Origin of the sequence: Methylobacterium oryzae (genome assembly GCF_036441375.1) — a bacterium.
GTDB classification, from domain to species: domain Bacteria; phylum Pseudomonadota; class Alphaproteobacteria; order Rhizobiales; family Beijerinckiaceae; genus Methylobacterium; species Methylobacterium oryzae_A.
The window spans coordinates 865,176-880,676 of record NZ_MLCA01000010.1; the positions used below are offsets into that span (position 1 = coordinate 865,176).

The window sequence follows — 15,501 nt, forward strand, 5'->3', positions numbered from 1 at the left end:
CCGCAACAGCGCCGGTGCCGACCTCGGTCGAGCCCGCTTCTTAGCTCGACTTTGGCCAATCAGGCGGCTTGGCATAGAGCGTAGGCCCAAGGGCGGGGCAGGACGAAGCGCCGTTTTGGTCTGTGGCGCTGACGGCAAGACAGCACGGAAGCCTGTTCACGCCAGAGCGCGTAGCGCACTGCCGCAAGAGCGTCGACGAAGGTCGGCTTCGGTTTGGCGTACCACGTTGCCGCCGTGACGCGAGTGCGCTCGCGGGTCGGCAGACGGCTGGCGAGCAGTGTCACGATCGAGAACAGCGCGAGCAGGCAGGGAGTGGTGCGGGCGATGGCCTTGTCCGACCACTGCCGCTGCGTCTCCACACCCAGGTGAGCGCGCGCCTCCTGGAAGGTGACCTCGACACTCCAGCGCCGCATGAACCAGGACACGATCTGCACCGGCTCGCGGTCGAGATCTGTGCAGAGCAGGGCCTGCGGTGCGAAGCGGTTCTCAGGATCGCGCACCAGTACCCAGCGGATCGGCACGATCGGGAGGCCGCCGTGCCGCCACACTGCGGTCGCGGAGGCGATCTCAAGGGTGTGCTCACCCGCCCCATACCAGCCGGGCACGACGGTCGCTTGCCAGCCCGTGCTCGCGTCCGCGAGCACGTCAGACAGGCTTGGCAGCCGAGCGCCCTTGGTCCGCGGACGCCCGATCGTGCCGGGCGGCCGTGGCGGGGCCGGCTCGTAGAGAGCAGCATCCAGCCGCAGGCGGGTGATCGCCGTGATGCCACCGCGGCGCATGGCGTCGAGGAACAGCAGTGCGGACAAGCCGCTGTCGCCGACCAGGACAAGGTCGCGTGCGCGCAGCCAGCGGCGGGCCTGAAGGGTGAGTTGGCGACCGACTTCGAGCAGCGGCTTGTGCCGGCGCCCGCGCTCCCGACAGGCTCGCTCGGAAGGGACGAGAGCGGTGAGGAACGGCAGGGCCCAGATCCGTCCCGCCCAGGGGACGGGGGCGAGCAGCATCAAGCTCATCCAGCGCAGCCCGCTGGCTTTGACGAAGTGGCTATCGGAGGAGCGGACCGGGTCACGGTAGATGCCTTTGGCCGCGATGCGCTTGCCGCGGCGGCGCTCGATCGTGTCATCGAGCGCAAGGATGACCGGACCACGCGATGCGAAGGCTGAGATGAGCATCCCGAGCAGGATGCGGCTGCCGGAGCGCGGGCACCATGCCGTGCGGTTGAGGATGCGGTGGACGTTCACGAACCGCCGCTCCTGCGCGCGGCCCGTGATGCGCAGGACGCTCGCCACCGTGCGGCGGCCCGGCGTCAGGATCGCGCCGATCAGCAACAGCTGGGCATGGCGCCAGGAGCGGTGGACGAACAGCGGCGCGAACGCCAGGATGATCCCGGCGAAGCGGGCAGGCAGGGGCAGCATGGCGGTGTCTCTTGGCGGGGACGCCAACAGCCTATCCACCACGCCCGCTTCGTCACCTCCGCCCAATCGACGCGCCGCAAATGGCTAAAGTCGAGCTTAGAGTCCGTCCGAGAAGTCAGGCTGAGCGGGCCAGTCGCCTGACGAGGATCATGACGGCTGCCGCGTAGAGGAAGGCTCTGGCGGAGGCGAGGGTCGCTTCGGGATCCTTCCAGAGGCGGCGATTGCGGCTGATCCAGGCGAAGAACCGTTCGACCACCCAGCGGCGTGGATGCACGGCAAAGCCGACTTGATGGGGCGGCTTGCGCACGATCTCGACCGTGATGATCGTGGCGGTCGCCGGTCTGTTGCCGGCATAGCCTGCATCGGCGAAGGCTTTGGCGATGAACGGGAAGGTCCGACGCGACAGGCGCAGCACCGGCACGGCTCCGTCGCGGTCCTGTACGTCGGCAGGCTGAGGATCGAGGACGAGCGCGCGCCCGTCCATGTCGACCAGCGCTTGGCGCTTGCGTCCCTTGACCCTCTTGCCGGCATCGTAGCCGCGCGGGCCGCCGCTCTCCGTCGTCTTGATGCTTTGGCTGTCGAGGACCGCGGCAGACGGTGAGGCTTCCCGTCCGACTCGCTCGCGATCGGCCATGACCAGGTGGTGGTTGATCCGGCCAAACAGCCCTGTGTCGCGCCAGCGGCTGAAGTAGCCGAACGTGGTCGAGCGCGGCGGTAGATCCTTGGGTATCAACCGCCAGGAGATCCCACCCCTCAGAACGTAGAAGATGGCGTTCAGGACCTCCCGTGTCGTCCAGAGCGGAGGCCGGCCACAGGGCGCTGGCCTCGGCATCAGTGGCTCGATCACCGCCCACTCGGCGTCGGTAAGGTCGGTTTCATAGCGAAGGCCCACGCGGCTATGCTGCCGCCGGGTGGTCGGGGTCCACATGGCGCTTCCAGGTCAGGCTTCAGCACCCTCCTGGAATCATCGCCATCCCGGCCACTCAACCCCGCCTCAGACCCTTACCGGACGGGCTCTTAGATTGGTCCGTCCTGCCTACCTGGCCGTATCCTGTGGCGGCACCTCGCCGACCACGAACAGAAGAGCAGCCCCCGTGACGTGGCATCGAAGGCGGCCATTGACCGACCCGATTACAGAAGCGCTCTTAATCGCCGGGCGGCTCATGCTGATAAACCTCGACCTCGTCAAGGTGGAAGAAATTAGTGTCTCTCAGACGCAATAAAATGAATCTCGCCGTCGCGCCCGGCTTAACGAAGAGCAATGGCTTGCCGACGACTCCTCCAAACACAGTTCCATCATGAGAGTATATTTTCTTCCAGTCAATGCGATCGTCAGAAATAAATATTTCAATATGCCTGCTACGTTCCGGACAAAAAGCGTCCAATCGATTATATATACGTATTTCGTCGAATTTTTGAACAGAGCCCAAATCAAGGCACCACCAAGGCCGATCTTCATGTGCCGTATGGAAGCCGAAGCGGCCAGTTCTTATACCATTAACAGCTCCCTGTGGGGTTTCAGCGTTCGTCTCATAAAAACTGCTTTGATAAGCTCGGCAATGCAAGGCGATGTTCTTGCCTGAAACTGGCAGATGCAAGGCATCGAGTTCACTTCCAGTAATTTTTGCAAATCTAGAGAATAAATCAAATTTCTCTCTGATGACATTCGCTTCTTGTTCAGATCCGTCCGCCTCCGCTAATATTTTTACCGCCGCAGGCGCGTTGACACCGTGTATCAATACGCCCAAACCTGCTGCATGAAGAAAATTGAACCCGGGCCTCTTCTGCCTTATCTCCTCCCAGAATTTCCAGACTCCGAAGTCATTCTTGCGAACATTTGTATCATGAAACAAAATAATGGCTCGATCGCTGAGCTTTGGCATCCAGGTTTCATAATCATGTCGAACCGCTTCGTAAGTGTGCAGCCCGTCAATATGCAAAAGGTCAATCGACTCGTTTTCGAATTCGTCCACAAAATCGTCAAATAATCCTCTCTTGAGCGTGGAAAAATCTGTGAAATGGCTGTTGTTAAAATCTACAACACTGTCATAAACAGAATTGTCATAAAATCCAGCTTGAGAATCACCTTCCCAACTATCGATAGCCACGGCTCTTGAATTAATTCCGAGTTTCTTTATCGAATTACAGAAAGAAAAATATGAAACGCCATTATGGGTTCCGAGTTCCACCACGAGGTTTGGGCGGCTTGCTTCTATGATCCAGTGAGCAAAGGCGACGTGGCCGTGCCATGCGCTAACTTCGTTGGGTCGCACAGAACTCCAGAGCAGGGCGTCAGAGCCGAATATAGAGCGCATGGTTTATCCCAAATTTTTGAGCACTTAGGGCGCCGCGGAGACTGCAGTTGAGCGAATGTGATGTCAAAGTCATTCAAAGAAGAGCTCGCCAGTTGCATATGTACTGCAACGAGACCCTAAGATGAATTCATCACGGTACATTCTTGACTGAAACTAATTGCTCTGTAGCAGAGCTTGAATGCGACATCCGCGCGCTCATCAAGAGCGCGAGCGCGGACTCCAGGTCGGTCTGGCGGCTGAGGTAGGCTGGTGCCATCCTGGGGAGCGTCAGATCTTTTTGCTTGTAGATGCTCAACACCAATCTCAACAATTTAAATCTCCCGTTCTATCTCAGAGTGGAACACTGGCTGTGCCAATTTAACGCGATGCTGCACCCTATGCGCTCGCTGCACTTTGGGCGCTTCTGGAGAGTGCATCGGCCCCAGCCTGAACGCCTGTTGTGCCGAGCAGATTGCCTCGCGTGTCGAGGCCGACGTTCGGGTCCTTCTCGGCCAATTTCTCAAATGCCGGATCAAAGAGCTCGACCGGGCTGAACACCTGCTGCCCGCCCGCGAGCGGCCTTACGACGGTCGCGGGCCGGATCTGATCCTCGCATAGCCCTTGGCAGATCGGCTCGACCAGATCGGTCTGCTGGCAGATCGGCCGCATCACGCCCCTGACGCAGATACACCGGCACAGCGCCCATGCTTGGCTGGGCAGGAGCAGGAGAGTGCAGAGCAGGAGGATCGACCGCATGGCACACTACCTTGATGATGCCGCTTCGACCAAGCTGTGGGAGATGGTAGCAGGCTGGCGCGCCGGTCGCGAGGTGTGGCTTCAGATTGAGAAACCGGCCGCCGAACGTTGAACGCCGCTCACTCTGCCGCTTCAATATCGCGATGGGCCTCTTCGTCGGCCGAGGACTCGTCAGACGGATCGGCCTCCGCGTCAGGCTCCTCCTCCGATCCCGCCGCGACGGTGAAGAAGTCGCCGTTCCGGACAGCCTTTCCACCCGTCACCATCATACTCAGGTAGGTCGACACGTGCACGAGCGGGATTGGCTTGGCCGCGGTCGCGGCCGCCAGGATCGCCGGGGCCAGCGCGTTGAGGCGCCACGCCGCGACCACGTCGGACTCGGCCTTGTCGACCGCCGTGTAGGCGGCGGTGTTGATCACGGTCCGGTAGTCGCGCGCGGCGATGGCCGCCCCGACGGCGTCCGCATCGGTGATGTCGAGCGGGCACGGCTCGGCGCGTGCACGGACACGCCCGCCGGCCAGGACAGGGCCTGCAACTCGGTGCCGACCTGGCCGGCGCCGCCGAGGACGAGGATGTCCATCAGCCGTTGAGCCCCAGGCGCTCGCCCTTGTAGCGGCCCTCGCGGATCGGGCGCCACCAGCTCTCGTTGTCCAGGTACCAAGCCACGGTCTCCTCCAGCGCCTGCTCGAAGGTCTTCTGCGGGCGCCAGCCGAGCTCGGTCTCGGCCTTGGTGCAGTCGATGGCGTAGCGCCGGTCATGGCCCGGGCGATCGGCCACGAAGCTGATCAGCTGTTCGTGGGGGGCGCCCTGCGGGCGCAGCCGGTCGAAGGCCGCGCACAGCGCCTTGACCACCGCGAGGTTGTTGCGCACCGCGCGGCCGCCGAGCAGGTAGGTCTCGCCGATCCGGCCGCGCTCCAGCACGGCCACGAGGCCCTTGGCGTGGTCCTCCACGTGGATCCAGTCGCGCTCGTTCAGGCCGTCGCCGTAGACGGGCAGCTTCTTGCCCTCGAGGGCGTTGAGGATCATCAGCGGGATCAGCTTCTCGGGGAAGTGACGCGGCCCGTAATTGTTCGAGCAGTTGGTCACCAGGACCGGCAGCCCGTAGGTCTCGTGCCACGCGCGGGCGAGGTGGTCGGAGGCCGCCTTCGAGGCCGAGTAGGGCGAGCGCGGATCGTAGCGGCTCTCCTCCGTGAAGAACGCGTCCGGCGGCAGCGAGCCGTAGACCTCGTCGGTGGAGACGTGGAGGAAGCGGAAGGTCTTCCTCTCGGCTTCCGGCAAGGCCTCGTAATGGCCGCGGGCGCCGTCCAGCATGGTCTGCGTGCCGATCACGTTGGTGCGCACGAAGGCGCCCGGGTCGGTGATCGAGCGGTCGACGTGGCTCTCGGCGGCCAGGTGCATCACCGCCTCGGGCTTGAAGTCCGCGAAGGCCTTCTGCACGGCGGCGCGATCGCAGATGTCGGCCTCGACCAGGCGATGGCGCGGGTTGTCGGCGAGCGGCGCCAGCGAGACCGGGTTGGCCGCGTAGGTCATCGCGTCGAGGGTGCAGACGTCGTGGCCGAGATCGTTGACGAGGTGCAGCACCAGCGCCGAGCCGATGAAGCCGCAGCCTCCGGTCACCAGGATGCGCATGGCGGATTACCTCTTCGGATCGATCGAGAACTGAGAAAGCCGCGGCAGCCTAAGACCGGCCGTCGTGACGAAATTGCGGCCGGGCCGCGCTCTTCAGAAGACGCGACCGAGATCGGCGGGCTTCGGCGCCCGGCGATCCTTGTCGGACAGGATCGCCGCCTCGGCCGAGACCGGCCACGGGATCCCGATCGCCGGATCGTTCCAGAACAGCGCCCGGTCGTGCTCGGGGCTGTAGTAGTCGTCGACCTTGTAGGCGACCATGACGTCGGGCGTCAGGGTGCAGAAGCCGTGCGGGAGCTCGTGCGCCCCCATGTCTGAAGGCTATCATTCGCTATGCCGAAGGCGTCCTTCAGTTTGTCTTGAATTGCAGCGATAAGATCGACGACCTCTCCCTGCTTGCAGCCGAAGCGAGTCAGCTCATGCGCCACAGCGAGGTTGAATACGCGATAAGACGTGTACTGAACCTCATGCCCAGTCCCGGCTGGCAACTCGTCGTAGAACGCCAGGGCGGATGCCAGATTCCCATCTTGGCTAGCTGAGCCTGCGCGAGATCTTCGTCGAGGAGACGTCTCACGCTGGCTGCGAGACGAGAGGGGACCGGCTTGTCGAGGCGTAGCCGTGCTGATTCCGGCGCCCCATACATGAGCGGTAATTACCCATGCCCTTGCGCGGGACGGATTTCGCTGATTCTCTCGTGAGATGGGCCGCAGCGAACTGGAACGGCTGAGCCGCGAAGAGCTGATCGAGCTGGTGCTGCGTCTGCAGCGGCCAGAGAAGACCTCGCGGACCTCATCCAAGCCGCCCGCGACCGATCGTAAGGAGCAGCGGGAGCACTCCAAGCCCGGCGGCGCCAAGCCGGGTCACGAGGGTCACAGCCGCGTCGTGAGCGACGATCCCGAAGCTGTCGTCGAGCATCGTCCCGAGGCGTGCGCGTGCTGCGGCGCCAGCCTGCACGCCGCTCTTCCGGCAGAAGTCGTCAGCGTCGCCGAGCAGATCGAGCTGCCCGCGGTGGCGCCGATCGTGACGCAGCACCAGCGTCTCGCGGTCCGTTGCCCGCGCTGTGGGGAGCGGGTGGTCGCACCGGTGCCGGAGGCAGCGCGCGGCACGCCCTTCGGCCCACGGCTGCATGCGGTGGCGACGTACCTGAAGACCTTTCAGGCGCTCTCGTACGAACGGCTGCAGGCGGCTCTCTCCGACCTGTTTGGCCTCACCCTCAGCCAGGGAGGGCTGATGAACCTGCTCCGCCGCGCGCAGGGCTGCTTCCGTCCGGGTCGCGACGCGGCCATCGCGACCCTGCGCCGGGCCGAGGTCGTCGCCTGCGACGAGACCGGCGTGCGCATCGAGGGCTCGAACGCTTACCACTGGCTGTTCCACTCGGCGCAAGCCGTGGTGCACACCGCGTCCCCGACGCGCGGCGCTGTCGTGGTGCGGGAGAAGATGGATGGTCACCGACCGGCGGTGTGGATCTCGGATCGCTACACCGCCCAACAGGGCCACGCGGATGAGCACCAGACCTGCCTGGCGCATCTGGCCCGCGATGTTGCCTACGCTGTCGAGGTCAGCGACGATCCCGTCCCCTGGCGCCTGCAACTCTGGCTACAGAGCGTGTTCGCCCTGGCCGAGCGCGTCACCGACTTGGCTGCCTCGACGCTCTCGGCCAAGCGCCGCAGCCTGGATCGGCAACTCGGCGCCATCCTGGCCACGCCGAGCCGCTGTGACCTGACCCGCGACCTGCAGGCCAAGATCAGCCGCGCGCGATCAGCTCCTGGTGTTCCTCGCCTATCCCGGAAAGGTCGAGCCGACCAACAACGGCTCCGAGCGGCTGCTTCGTCCGGCCGTCGTGCAGCGGAAGGTGACCAACGGCTACCGCGCCATGTGGGCGGCTGAGGGCGAGGCCGCCATCCGCACCGTCGTCGACACCGCCCGCATCACAGGCAGCAGCCCCTTCAGCACCGTCCTCAAAACCATCGGTGCCTGAACCCTGCCAACACAGGCCTGGGTAATTACCATGAGCGCATAGACGAGCTGAATAGCTTGCTGACGTGCCACGGCCATGAGGGACCATATACAAACACCAATCACGGTTTCAATTGCGACCGAGGGCCATTATTGAGCTGATAGGTGTCCGGTGGTGTCTAGTTCGATCCCTGTAACGGCCCGATCATTACCTGCTCAAAAACGACAGGAATTTGAGAGCTACATGATTGATCAACAAGTGCAATTTTTGGAGGAATGCTGCCAGATACCAACGTATGAACGTTCAATTCCCTGATAATCAGGCCTGCCCCTGCCCACTTAAATCAGTCCCAGGCGCTGAGTACGTATGGTTCGCAGCGTGAAGGCGTGATCGACCGCGGCTCATCGCGTGCCGCGCACGGTTGGATGGGCACGGGTCGCTCAATCACCCGAGAGGGCTCGTTGGTGAATCGGCAACCGGGCGAGCCAGCTCGAAGTGCGAGCGGCAGTGCCCTGCAATACGGTGCCGAAGCTATGAGCAGAAAGTCCCCCAAGTCGGCGAGCTGACACGCAGCTCATCGAGACTCGGATGAGTTCAAATGCGGTCCGGCGCGATTGGATTATCGGGCTTCGGCCAAACCGCCGCGTCGTCCGGCACCGCGCGCAGCACGGTACAGCCCATGCCGATCATCGCCCGCTCGCCGACCTTGAGGCCCTGCAACACCTTCGCGAGCGGCCCCACCAGACCGTCCGCGCCGATCATACACCGGCCGCCGATGAAGGCCGCCGGCGAGATCGTCGTGTTGTCGCCAATCTCCGCGTCATGCCCGATGATCGCGCCGGTGTTGACGACACAGAACCGCCCCAGCCGCGCATCGACGTTGACAATGACCCCGTGCGCTACGAACGCCCCCGCGCCCAGCACAACGTCTTGGCTGACAATTGCGTGCGGCGACACCAGGGGCGGGCAGGGCAGGGCGTGGCGATCGAGCCACGCGATGATCTCGGCCCGCGCCTGGATCGCCGCCCGGCTCACGCCTCCCACCGCAAGCGCCACGCCGTCATACTCGGCGCGGTCGGCCAGCAGTTCGTCGAGGTAGCCCCTATAGGTTCCGACCTGCGCGGTCGGTTGGCTCGAATAGGTGGCCTCCACCGTGTAGCCGCGCAACTGTGCGACCTCGGCAATCTCCTTGGAGAAGCCGCCGCCGCCGATTAGCGCGAGCCGCTGCCCCGGCCCGGTCAAAGCACGGCCCCGCCGTCGACGCGCAGGATCTCGCCGGTGACGTGCAGGGCCTGGGACGACATCAGGAACGCGATGGCATCGACCACGGATTCGACGGTCGCGGCGCCCGCGGGGCTGCGCTTCTCCAGCGCCTCTCTGAACTCCGCGCCGTACAGGCGGGCATGGGCCTGGGTCATCTCGGTGTCGAGCCAGCCAGGGGCGACGCCGACGGCGCGCCGGGGGGCGAGTTCCCGGGCCAGCCCCTTGATCAGGGCGTCGAGCCCGGCCTTGGAGGCGGCGTAGGGCACGATCGCCGGCTCGGGCCGCTGCGCCGCGACGGACGAGACCGCGCAGAACACCGCGTCCCGGGTCGAGACGCGGGCGCTACCGAAGGCGGCGGCGAACAGGGTCGGCGCGACGAGGTTGGTGCGGTAGAGGCGCTCGACCTCCTCCACGCCGAGGCTGCGCATCGGCTTGATGACTTGGACGCCCGCGCAGTACACGAGCCCGGTCAGGAGGCCGCGCTCGGCCACCGCCGCCTGCATCACGCCGCCGATCGCCGAGAGGTCGGTGACGTCGGCCGCGACCGCGGCGCAGCCGAGCGCCTCCAGCTCCGCGAGCCGGTCCACCCGCCGGGCCAGGGCGGTGATCCGCGCCCCACCCGCGAGCAGGCGCTCGGCGACGGCGCGGCCGATGCCGCTGCTGGCCCCGACGACGAGGACGTGCCCACCCGACTCCGCGATCGGCTCCGACATCGGCTCAGGCCTGCAGCTTCGCGCCGGCCAGCGCGATCAGGTCGTCGGTGGTCGCCGCCCCGGCGATCCGCTGCGGATCCACCTCGAGCCCCAGCGTGTCGTAGAGCGCCATGATGTTGAGGATGCCCAGCGAGTCGAAGGTCTCGATCGCCCCGAGGCTCTGCCCGCGGGTGAGCGGCCCCGGCTGATCGAGGATCGTGCCGAGTTCGTCCAGGAATGCGCCCTCGGTCATCGGGTGGTCTCCTCGTAGGTCATGACCGGGGGCGCGTAGATCCGGTCGGTGGTGATCGTGCAGGCTCCCCAGCTCAGGCCGACCCCGAAGCCGGCGAGCAGCGAGCGCACCTGCCGCCCCGCATAGGCCTCCGCGAGGAAGCCCGAGATCGTGCCGGGGATCGAGGCCGAGTTCTGGTTGCCGTAGACCGACTGGGTGCCGGTCGGGAGCTTGCTGTCGTCGAGCTTCAGGCGGCGCTGGAGGTTCTTGAGGATGTACTTGTTCGGCTGGTGCAGGACCAGGAAGTCGACGTCCGCGGCGCGCGTGTCCGAGAAGGCCAGGATGCCCTCGATCAGCGGCGGGACGCGCTTGAGGGTGAAGTTGAAGACCTGCGCCCCGTCCATGTGCATGGTGCCGGGCTTGTCCGCATCCTCGGCATCGGCCCGGAGGCCGCTATGCGGGATGAACAGGGCCTTCTCGCCCGAGCCATCGCTGTGGAGCTGGAAGAAGCTCTCGCTCTCGCGCCGCTCGATCAGCACCGCGGCGCCGGCATCGCCCATGATCGGCGTGATCGACCGGTCCCCGGTCGCGACCATGCGGCTCGCGACGTCGCCGACGCAGAGGAGAACGCGGTTGAGGCCGGATTCGACAAGACTGTAGGCGACCGACAGGCCGTAGACGAAGCCGCTGCAGCCGAGACGGATGTCGAAGCAGAGCGTGTCGGTCCGCATGCCGAGTCGGTGCTGCATCCCGATCGACGTGGAGGGCGAGCTGTAATCCGGCGTCTGGGTGACCAGGATCAGCCCGTCGACGGCGTCGGGCTGCAGGTCCAGGCCGCGCAGGAGCTGGCGCGCCGAGTGGAGGCAGAGATCCGCCGTCGTGGTGCCGGGATCGGCGACGACGTGGCGGGTCGAGAAGCCCATGGCCCGCTTGAGGCGCTCCGCCTCCTCGGGGGCGAGCCCGAGGCCGGCCGCCTCGTCGTCGAAGGCCTGGACGCGCGCGCCGACCGTGGTGACGAGCCCCGCGAGGGTCGCGCGCGAGAACCGCAGGTCAGCCATGCTCGACCGTCTCGGCGACGTAGTCGAGCCAGCCCTGGAAGCGGCGGAGCGGCGACTTCGTGCTGTCGAGGATGCTCTCGTTGGCGAGCGGCACGTAGCGGCCGACCGTCCGCTCGATCTCGGACTCTGTCTCGAGGAGGAGCTCGACCACCGCGAAGGAATCGAGCCGCTCGTAGACGTCGTCCTCGGGCCCGAGATTCTCCAGGTCCGGGCGCCCCCAGGTCTCGACGAGCCGCGCGAAGGTGGCGCGGGCAGCCGCCTCGACGGCGCCGCGGTCACTCCGCGACGATGTGGATGTAGGGGGTGTCATCCGGTCCTCGTGTCAGTCGGTACGTCTTGCCCTCGGGGCCAGCGCTGAGGGGTTCGAAGCCGTTGTCGTCGAGGAAGGTCTCGACCATCCGGTTCTTCGCGCTCGGGCGATACTGGGCCTTGAGGTCCCGATCACCCTCCTGCTGGCAGACGTGGCGCAGAATTTGGGCCTCGATGCGGCGTCCGAGGGCCCGGCAGCTCATCAGGAACGTCTCGAGCTCGCCGCCCCGGACGATGGCGACCCCGACGATGCCCATGTCGCCGAACCGGTCGACCACCCGGGCGGCGTAGACGCCGCCCTCGCGCATCGCCGTCGCGACCTCGTCCTCGGTGTAGCGCCGGGTCGTCAGGTTGAACTGGTTGGTCTTGTTGATCAGCTGGGTGACCCGCCGCAGGGAGCCCGGGTTGTTGCGGGCGACGTGCACCCGGATCTCGAGGGAGGCGAGGTAGTCGTCCATCGAGGCGGCGGAGCGCTGCAGTTCCTGGCGCTGGGCCTCGCCGCGGTACTGCTCGGTCTTGGCCAGATCCTCGGCGGTGACGTTCCGGGCGCGCAGCGACGCGATCCCGTCGAGCAGGCTGAGCGCCTGCTCGGGGCGCGTCCGGTCGAACAGGTGGCACTCGACCCCGGGGAGCCGGGCGCGGACCTCCTCGATCTCGAAGGGGTTGTCGTCGAGGAAGACGAAGCTGTCGAGGCCGAGGTTCAGGGTCGCCGCGAGGTCGCGGATGTTCTCGCTCTTCTCCGTCCAGTTGCTGCGGTAGGCCACGAAATCGTCGAGGCGGAGCGGCATCGCGCGCTGGGCGAAGACCGCGCGGAAATCCTCCTCGTTGTTCTTCGTCACCGCGCAGAGCAGGATGCCGAGGCCCTTCAGGCGCAGGAGCTGGCGCTGGAGCTGGGTGTGGACGATCCCCGGATAGTCGCTGTCGACCTCCAGGTTCTCCACCCCGTCCTCGCCGACGACGCCGCCCCAGAGGGTGTTGTCGGCGTCGACCACCACCACCTTGCGCCGCGCCCGCAGCCGCGCCGCGACGGCGTCGGCGTAGCGCTCGTTGAGCGCGTCCACGGCGGCCGGGGCGTAGGGCATCTGGTACATGTACCGGTTGCGCTCGCGGAAGGCGTTGGCGAAGCCGAGCAGCGCCAGGGCGCCGGCGGCGTCGACGACGCTGACCCGCTCCTGCGCCCGGGCGAGGTCGAACAGCACCGCGTTCACCCGCGCCAGCGCCTCCAGCTGGTCGTGGAGGTCGCTCTCGACGGAGGAGACCGGCACGAACGGCACGGTGTTGAGGATGATCGTCCCCGGCGCCCGGGCGAGCCGCGCCGAGACCAGCTCGGCGAGGCCGCGCGCGCGGGCGACGGCCGCCTCGTCCGGGGCGACGTCGAAGAACCAGCGGTGATCGAGATGCACGATCAGGACGTCGGCGGCGGCGGGTCCCGCCAGCACCTGCTCGATCTGTCCGATGGGGAGATGCTCGCACGAGACCGTGGCGAGATCCGCGAGGCGGCCCGCCACCTTCCCGAACGGGTTGGTGACGACGTTTCCGACGAAACCGATCGACAGGGCGCGAGCCGTGGTCATCCTCGATACCGGTCCCTGCGACACCCTGCGGATGCCTGCCCTCCGGCGATCGACCGGCCCCTTTCCGTGCGTGCGAGCGCCGCCCTCTTGCGAGATCGCGTGCCATAAAGCAAGGGGCCGGGCATCCGGCGGCCCGTCAGCCCGACCGGGGCGGGGACCGGCCGAGGAGGAGCTGCGCGATGAACGGATCCGGTTCGGACGAGGCCGCCGCGACGACGCGGACCTGGACCGAGGCCCATCAGGCCGCCTTCGCGCGGGCGACCGGCGACGTGAACCCGATGCACATGGACGCGCGGATGGCCCGGCGGACGCTCGCCGGCGAGCGCGCCGTCCACGGCGTCCACGCCGCCCTCTGGGCCCTCGATGCCTGCGCGGATGCTCACCCGCTCGACCGGCTCGCGACCCTGCAGATGCGGTTCGAGCGGTTCGTGCTGGTCGGGGACCGCACCGTCCTGACGGTCCACGAGGCGGACGCGCGGCAGCTGCGCCTGTCCGTGGCGGTGGACGGCGTCCGCACCCTGACGATCCAGGCGACCTTCGCGGCGGAGCGGGCGCCGGCCCGGCCGGTCGAGGCGGCGCCGACCGCGATCCCCGCGGAGCCGGTCGCCCGCGATCCGTCGGCGCTGACGGGCCTCGCCGGGGCCTTCGCGGCCACCAGCGCGGCCGTCGCGAGGACGAGCAGCGCCAGCACGGCGAGGCCCCGGGCGAGGCGGTCCGGCAGGCCCGCGACGCGGCGGGCCAGAGAGGCGGCGGATCGGATCACGGCTCTGAGATAAGCATGGCCGTCGCCAGGCGCAATCACCCACGGCGTCGCGCCGCCGGCAGGGTGTTGCGCACAGCACACAGCTACGTCCGGAAGTGTCCTTGCCGACGGCCCGGCCTCAACCTTGCCGCGAAGTCCGGGCCGGCTCGCCCGATGCGCGCAGGGTTTCCGCGCAGGTCTGACAAGGCTTGCGCCAAGCTCGCGAAGGCCCGCGCCACGACGAACGGAGGACGGACGACCATGTCGAGACGGATCGCGCTACTTGGGCTCGCGGCCCTGATGCTCGGGAGCGCCCCGGCGGCGGCCGCCAACCCGCTGGACAGGGGTCCGATCGCGGACTTCCTCAACATCTTCCGCGGCCAAGCGATCCCGCGCGAGACGGTGGCGTGGACCGGCAAGGAGAAGCCCGGCACCATCGTGGTCTCGACCCGCCAGCGCCGGCTCTACTACGTGCTCGGCGGCGGCGCGGCGGTCCGCTACGGCGTGGGCGTCGGGCGGCAGGGCTTCTCGTGGTCCGGCACCAAGACCGTCACCATGAAGAAGGAGTGGCCGGACTGGCGCCCGCCGCAGCAGATGCTGGCCCGCCGCCCCGACCTGCCGCGCTACATGGCCGGCGGCCAGGACAACCCGCTGGGCGCCCGCGCCCTCTATCTCGGCTCCTCGCTCTACCGCATCCACGGCTCCAACGAGCCCGAGACGATGGGCGCGGCGGTCTCGTCCGGCTGCATCCGCATGACCAACAAGGACGTGGTCGACCTCTACGACCGGGTCCGCGTCGGCACCAAGGTCGTCGTGCGCGACTGACCGGGCGGGTGGCGGCGTCGACCGCCGCCCTCCCCCTGCGTCGGAGAGCGGCCGCGCCGCGCCCGCGTCGACAGGCGCGGCGGGCCGGTGATAGGAGCCGCGCCGTCGGGCAGTGCCGGATCGCCCGACCTTGACGAGGGACAGCATGAACGAGCGCATCATCCTGCGGGCCGGTGAGGCCCTGGTCGCGGGCGGACCGCCCAACACCGCCTCCGAGCCCGAGGTCATCATCGGCGAACTCGACGGGCCGGTCGGCACCGCCCTGGCCACGCTCACCGGCGATCAGGTCGTCGGCCACAGCCGCGTCTTCGCCCTGCTCAACACCGACATCATGGTCCGCCCGGTCACCCTGTGCGTGTCCAAGGTCAGCGTCACCGAGAGCAAGTACACCTCGATCCTGATGGGCACCGTCCAGTTCGCCATCGCCAACGGCGTCCTCGACGCCGTCCGCGCCGGCTACATCCCCAAGCACAAGGCCAACGACCTCGGCATCATCTGCTCGGTCTGGCTCAGCCCCGGCGTCATCGAGGCCCAGCACGTCGACCACAAGGCGCTGTTCGACATCCAGCGCAGGGGCATGACCGAGGCCATCCGCAAGGCCATGACCAACGAGCCCTCGATCGACTGGCTCCTCGAGAACCAGGACAAGATCACCCACAAGTACTACCAGATGGGCCTCGACGGAAAAATCTGAGCGCTCGGCCCCGCGGCGGTCGCCCGCCCGCCGCCGCGGCTCCGGCCGGCGACGGGCGGGCGGG

At 66.9% G+C, this 15,501-nt stretch carries 15 protein-coding genes and 3 pseudogenes; 4 read left to right on the forward strand and 14 right to left on the reverse strand.

Annotation, left to right across the window (positions count from 1 at the left end):
• Positions 1 to 59 precede the first annotated feature (59 nt).
• The 8 genes and pseudogenes from MOTC310_RS22525 to MOTC310_RS22560 form a co-directional block, all read right to left on the reverse strand.
• Entirely contained in the window at positions 60 to 1,412 is a 1,353-nt protein-coding gene (locus tag MOTC310_RS22525) for an IS701 family transposase (RefSeq protein WP_331303358.1), read from the reverse strand.
• A gap of 115 nt (positions 1,413 to 1,527) precedes the next feature.
• Complete coding sequence (locus MOTC310_RS22530; protein ID WP_091863116.1) at positions 1,528 to 2,340, reverse strand: IS5 family transposase; 813 nt, start codon at positions 2,338 to 2,340, stop codon at positions 1,528 to 1,530.
• Positions 2,341 to 2,557: 217 nt separating this feature from the next.
• On the reverse strand, positions 2,558 to 3,727 hold the full coding sequence (locus MOTC310_RS22535) for a class I SAM-dependent methyltransferase (RefSeq protein ID WP_331303359.1): 1,170 nt from the start codon (positions 3,725 to 3,727) through the stop codon (positions 2,558 to 2,560).
• Positions 3,728 to 3,857: 130 nt separating this feature from the next.
• Positions 3,858 to 4,022: a hypothetical protein gene (locus MOTC310_RS22540; RefSeq protein WP_331303360.1), complete on the reverse strand. Its 165-nt coding sequence runs from the start codon at positions 4,020 to 4,022 to the stop codon at positions 3,858 to 3,860.
• Between the two features lie 80 nt (positions 4,023 to 4,102).
• Positions 4,103 to 4,462, reverse strand: a complete 360-nt coding sequence (locus MOTC310_RS22545) for a hypothetical protein (RefSeq protein ID WP_331303361.1) — start codon at positions 4,460 to 4,462, stop codon at positions 4,103 to 4,105.
• 278 nt (positions 4,463 to 4,740) lie between these two features.
• Positions 4,741 to 5,042: pseudogene (locus tag MOTC310_RS22550) on the reverse strand (sugar nucleotide-binding protein); the annotation flags it as partial.
• Positions 5,042 to 6,091: a dTDP-glucose 4,6-dehydratase gene (gene rfbB / locus MOTC310_RS22555; protein ID WP_331303362.1), complete on the reverse strand. Its 1,050-nt coding sequence runs from the start codon at positions 6,089 to 6,091 to the stop codon at positions 5,042 to 5,044. The gene rfbB and the pseudogene MOTC310_RS22550, both read right to left, overlap by 1 nt.
• Positions 6,092 to 6,184: 93 nt before the next feature.
• Positions 6,185 to 6,382, reverse strand: a pseudogene (locus MOTC310_RS22560) (dTDP-4-dehydrorhamnose 3,5-epimerase family protein); the annotation flags it as partial.
• A 408-nt stretch (positions 6,383 to 6,790) separates the two neighbouring features.
• On the opposite strand from MOTC310_RS22560, the pseudogene tnpC reads away from it, so the two are divergent.
• Positions 6,791 to 8,069, forward strand: a pseudogene (gene tnpC, locus MOTC310_RS22565) (IS66 family transposase).
• 573 nt (positions 8,070 to 8,642) lie between these two features.
• Here the strand turns inward: tnpC and MOTC310_RS22570 are convergent.
• The 6 genes from MOTC310_RS22570 to MOTC310_RS22595 are packed head-to-tail and all read right to left on the reverse strand — an operon-like array spanning position 8,643 to position 13,176.
• Positions 8,643 to 9,290 (reverse strand): NeuD/PglB/VioB family sugar acetyltransferase, encoded by a 648-nt coding sequence (locus MOTC310_RS22570; RefSeq protein WP_331303363.1) that lies wholly within the window; start codon positions 9,288 to 9,290, stop codon positions 8,643 to 8,645.
• Complete coding sequence (locus tag MOTC310_RS22575) at positions 9,287 to 10,024, reverse strand: SDR family NAD(P)-dependent oxidoreductase (protein ID WP_331303364.1); 738 nt, start codon at positions 10,022 to 10,024, stop codon at positions 9,287 to 9,289. Before MOTC310_RS22575 ends, MOTC310_RS22570 begins: the two co-directional genes overlap by 4 nt.
• 4 nt (positions 10,025 to 10,028) lie before the next feature.
• Entirely contained in the window at positions 10,029 to 10,256 is a 228-nt protein-coding gene (locus MOTC310_RS22580; RefSeq protein ID WP_234080932.1) for a hypothetical protein, read from the reverse strand.
• Entirely contained in the window at positions 10,253 to 11,293 is a 1,041-nt protein-coding gene (locus tag MOTC310_RS22585) for a ketoacyl-ACP synthase III (protein WP_331303365.1), read from the reverse strand. Before MOTC310_RS22585 ends, MOTC310_RS22580 begins: the two co-directional genes overlap by 4 nt.
• Entirely contained in the window at positions 11,286 to 11,603 is a 318-nt protein-coding gene (locus MOTC310_RS22590) for a hypothetical protein (RefSeq protein ID WP_234080930.1), read from the reverse strand. Before MOTC310_RS22590 ends, MOTC310_RS22585 begins: the two co-directional genes overlap by 8 nt.
• Complete coding sequence (locus tag MOTC310_RS22595; protein ID WP_331303366.1) at positions 11,569 to 13,176, reverse strand: HAD-IIIC family phosphatase; 1,608 nt, start codon at positions 13,174 to 13,176, stop codon at positions 11,569 to 11,571. The genes MOTC310_RS22590 and MOTC310_RS22595 overlap by 35 nt, the downstream gene beginning before the upstream one ends.
• A gap of 179 nt (positions 13,177 to 13,355) precedes the next feature.
• Here MOTC310_RS22595 and MOTC310_RS22600 point away from each other — a divergent pair, with 179 nt between their 5' ends.
• The 3 genes from MOTC310_RS22600 (at position 13,356) to MOTC310_RS22610 (ending at position 15,437) form a co-directional block, all read left to right on the forward strand.
• A complete protein-coding gene (locus tag MOTC310_RS22600; RefSeq protein WP_331303367.1) occupies positions 13,356 to 13,952 on the forward strand; it encodes a MaoC family dehydratase in 597 nt (198 codons plus the stop codon).
• A 227-nt stretch (positions 13,953 to 14,179) separates the two neighbouring features.
• Positions 14,180 to 14,743 carry a L,D-transpeptidase gene (locus MOTC310_RS22605; protein WP_331292971.1) on the forward strand — a complete coding sequence of 188 codons (564 nt, stop codon included), beginning with the start codon at positions 14,180 to 14,182 and terminating at the stop codon, positions 14,741 to 14,743.
• A gap of 145 nt (positions 14,744 to 14,888) precedes the next feature.
• The gene (locus MOTC310_RS22610; protein ID WP_012321386.1) at positions 14,889 to 15,437 is read left to right on the forward strand and encodes a formaldehyde-activating enzyme; all 549 of its coding nucleotides are present in this window, start codon (positions 14,889 to 14,891) and stop codon (positions 15,435 to 15,437) included.
• Positions 15,438 to 15,501 lie beyond the last annotated feature (64 nt).

Excerpts from the sequence above, each read along its gene's own strand:
- MOTC310_RS22525 (WP_331303358.1), bottom strand. The coding sequence starts at position 1,412 with ATGCTGCCCCTGCCTGCCCGCTTCGCCGGGATCATCCTGGCGTTCGCG.
- MOTC310_RS22530 (WP_091863116.1), bottom strand. The coding sequence starts at position 2,340 with ATGTGGACCCCGACCACCCGGCGGCAGCATAGCCGCGTGGGCCTTCGC.
- MOTC310_RS22535 (WP_331303359.1), bottom strand. The coding sequence starts at position 3,727 with ATGCGCTCTATATTCGGCTCTGACGCCCTGCTCTGGAGTTCTGTGCGA.
- MOTC310_RS22545 (WP_331303361.1), bottom strand. The coding sequence starts at position 4,462 with ATGCGGTCGATCCTCCTGCTCTGCACTCTCCTGCTCCTGCCCAGCCAA.
- rfbB (WP_331303362.1), bottom strand. The coding sequence starts at position 6,091 with ATGCGCATCCTGGTGACCGGAGGCTGCGGCTTCATCGGCTCGGCGCTG.
- MOTC310_RS22575 (WP_331303364.1), bottom strand. The coding sequence starts at position 10,024 with ATGTCGGAGCCGATCGCGGAGTCGGGTGGGCACGTCCTCGTCGTCGGG.
- MOTC310_RS22580 (WP_234080932.1), bottom strand. The coding sequence starts at position 10,256 with ATGACCGAGGGCGCATTCCTGGACGAACTCGGCACGATCCTCGATCAG.
- MOTC310_RS22585 (WP_331303365.1), bottom strand. The coding sequence starts at position 11,293 with ATGGCTGACCTGCGGTTCTCGCGCGCGACCCTCGCGGGGCTCGTCACC.
- MOTC310_RS22590 (WP_234080930.1), bottom strand. The coding sequence starts at position 11,603 with ATGACACCCCCTACATCCACATCGTCGCGGAGTGACCGCGGCGCCGTC.
- MOTC310_RS22595 (WP_331303366.1), bottom strand. The coding sequence starts at position 13,176 with ATGACCACGGCTCGCGCCCTGTCGATCGGTTTCGTCGGAAACGTCGTC.
- MOTC310_RS22600 (WP_331303367.1), top strand. The coding sequence starts at position 13,356 with ATGAACGGATCCGGTTCGGACGAGGCCGCCGCGACGACGCGGACCTGG.
- MOTC310_RS22605 (WP_331292971.1), top strand. The coding sequence starts at position 14,180 with ATGTCGAGACGGATCGCGCTACTTGGGCTCGCGGCCCTGATGCTCGGG.
- MOTC310_RS22610 (WP_012321386.1), top strand. The coding sequence starts at position 14,889 with ATGAACGAGCGCATCATCCTGCGGGCCGGTGAGGCCCTGGTCGCGGGC.